At 54.6% G+C, this 2,500-nt stretch carries 1 tRNA gene and 2 rRNA genes (1 of these 3 cut by a window edge); all 3 read right to left on the reverse strand.

The window, feature by feature from the left end:
- Positions 1-12: 12 nt before the first annotated feature.
- A tRNA-Met gene (locus tag CPA57_RS08870) sits at positions 13-89 on the reverse strand.
- Between the two features lie 39 nt (positions 90-128).
- A 5S ribosomal RNA gene (gene rrf / locus CPA57_RS08875) occupies positions 129-243 on the reverse strand.
- An 81-nt stretch (positions 244-324) separates the two neighbouring features.
- Positions 325-2,500: ribosomal RNA gene (locus CPA57_RS08880) — 23S ribosomal RNA — on the reverse strand; it runs 561 nt beyond the window's last position.

The following is a 2,500-nucleotide window of genomic DNA, read 5'->3' on the forward strand; positions in this document are numbered from 1 at the left end:
GGGGTGTATATTTGGATGCGGGGGTAGGATTTGAACCTACGACCTTCAGGTTATGAGCCTGACGAGCTACCGGGCTGCTCCACCCCGCGGTAGTGGGTGGTATATATAGAGAGAGGGTGAGCGAGGGGACCTGGCGGCGACCGACTTTTCCGCTTCTTAAGAAGCAGTATCATAGGCGCTGGAGGCTTTAACGGCCGAGTTCGGGATGGGATCGGGTTTGGATCCTCCGCCATAGCCACCAGGTCTTCCCGCTCACCCTATGGGTGTTTGGGGGTGTTGGTTGGTGTTTTATGAGTGTGACTGACTACTGTGCATGTGTTTTAGTGTGTGAGAGATATGGGCGATTAGGATCAGTTAGCTACACATGTTACCATGCTTTCACACCTGACCTATCGACGTCCTGGTCTTGGACGGCCCTGTGAGACCTAGTTTTGAGGCTGGTTTCCCGCTTAGATGCTTTCAGCGGTTATCCATTCCGAACTTAGCTACCCGGCTGTGCCGCTGGCGCGACAACCGGTGCACCAGAGGTTCGTTCATCCCGGTCCTCTCGTACTAGGGACAAATCCTCTCAAGTCTCTTACACCCACGGCAGATAGGGACCGAACTGTCTCACGACGTTCTAAACCCAGCTCACGTACCACTTTAATCGGCGAACAGCCGAACCCTTGGGACCTGCTCCAGCCCCAGGATGTGATGAGCCGACATCGAGGTGCCAAACCTCCCCGTCGATGTGGACTCTTGGGGGAGATCAGCCTGTTATCCCTAGAGTACCTTTTATCCGTTGAGCGATGGCCCATCCACGCGGGACCACCGGATCACTATGGCCGACTTTCGTCTCTGCTCGAGCTGTCACTCTCGCAGTCAGGCGGGCTTATGCCATTGCACTCGACAGCCGGTTTCCGACCGGCCTGAGCCCACCATCGCGCGCCTCCGTTATTCTTTGGGAGGCGACCGCCCCAGTCAAACTGCCCACCATACAGGGTCCCGGACCAGGCTAACTGGTCTCGGTTAGATATCAGAAAAGTTCAGGGTGGTATTTCAAGGATGGCTCCACCTGAGCTGGCGCCCGGGTTTCAAAGCCTCCCACCTATCCTACACAAAACTTTCCTGATACCACTGTAAAGCTGCAGTAAAGGTTCATAGGGTCTTTCCGTCTGACCGCGGGTACCCCGCATCTTCACGGGGAGTTCAATTTCGCTGAGCCGATGCTGGAGACAGCGGGGAAGTCGTTACGCCATTCGTGCAGGTCGGAACTTACCCGACAAGGAATTTCGCTACCTTAGGACCGTTATAGTTACGGCCGCCGTTTACCGGGGCTTCGATTCGACGCTTGCACATCTCCTCTTAACCTTCCGGCACCGGGCAGGCGTCAGACCCTATACGTCATCTTTCGATTTCGCAGAGTCCTGTGTTTTTACTAAACAGTCGCTACCCCCTGGTCTGTGCCACCCGCTAATGGTTACCCACTAACGGGTCTCGTTTCTTCCGAAGTTACACGAGCAATTTGCCTAGTTCCTTCAGCATCGTTCTCTCAAGCGCCTTGGTATTCTCTACCAGTCCACCTGTGTCGGTTTCGGGTACGGTCTATATGCTAGAGCTATTTCCTGGAACGGTCCAAAAGCCAGCTCAATCCGTTAAGAGCTGACAACATATCTCGTTCGTCACTTCTAGCAGGCTTAGGACTATTAACCTAATTCCCATCGACTACGGCTTTCGCCCTCGCCTTAGGGGCCGGCTCACCCTGCGTGGATTAACCTTGCGCAGGAACCCTTGGACTTTCGGCGACAGTGTTTCTCGCACTGTTTGTCGCTACTCATGTCAGCATTCGCACTTCTGATACCTCCAGAGAGGGTCACCCCGTCTCCTTCGCAGGCTTACAGAACGCTCCGCTACCGCGCATAGTAAACTATGCACCCACAGCTTCGGCACGTGGCTTGAGCCCCGTTACATTTTCGGCGCAGGGTTTCTATTAGACCAGTGAGCTATTACGCTTTCTTTAAAGGATGGCTGCTTCTAAGCCAACCTCCTGGTTGTTTTGGAATCCCCACATCCTTTCCCACTTAGCCACGATTTAGGGGCCTTAGCTGGTGGTCTGGGCTGTTTCCCTCTCGACAATGGACCTTAGCACCCACTGTCTGTCTGCCGTGCTCATACTCCTCGGTATTCGGAGTTTGGTTAGGTGTGGTAAGGCTTTGGGCCCCCCTAGCCCATCCAGTGCTCTACCCCCGAGGGCAATACACGACGATCTACCTCAATAGATTTCGCGGAGAACCAGCTATCTCCGAGTTTGATTGGCCTTTCACCCCTAGCCACAGCTCATCCCCGACTTTTTCAACAGGCGTGGGTTCGGCCCTCCAGTGCGTGTTACCGCACCTTCAGCCTGGCCATGGCTAGATCACTCGGTTTCGGGTCTTCTACCAGTAACTCAGTCGCCCTATTCAGACTCGCTTTCGCTACGCCTACACCTATCGGCTTAAGCTTGCTACGGACAGAAACTCGC

Source organism: Bombella favorum (assembly GCF_014048475.1).
GTDB classification, from domain to species: domain Bacteria; phylum Pseudomonadota; class Alphaproteobacteria; order Acetobacterales; family Acetobacteraceae; genus Bombella; species Bombella favorum.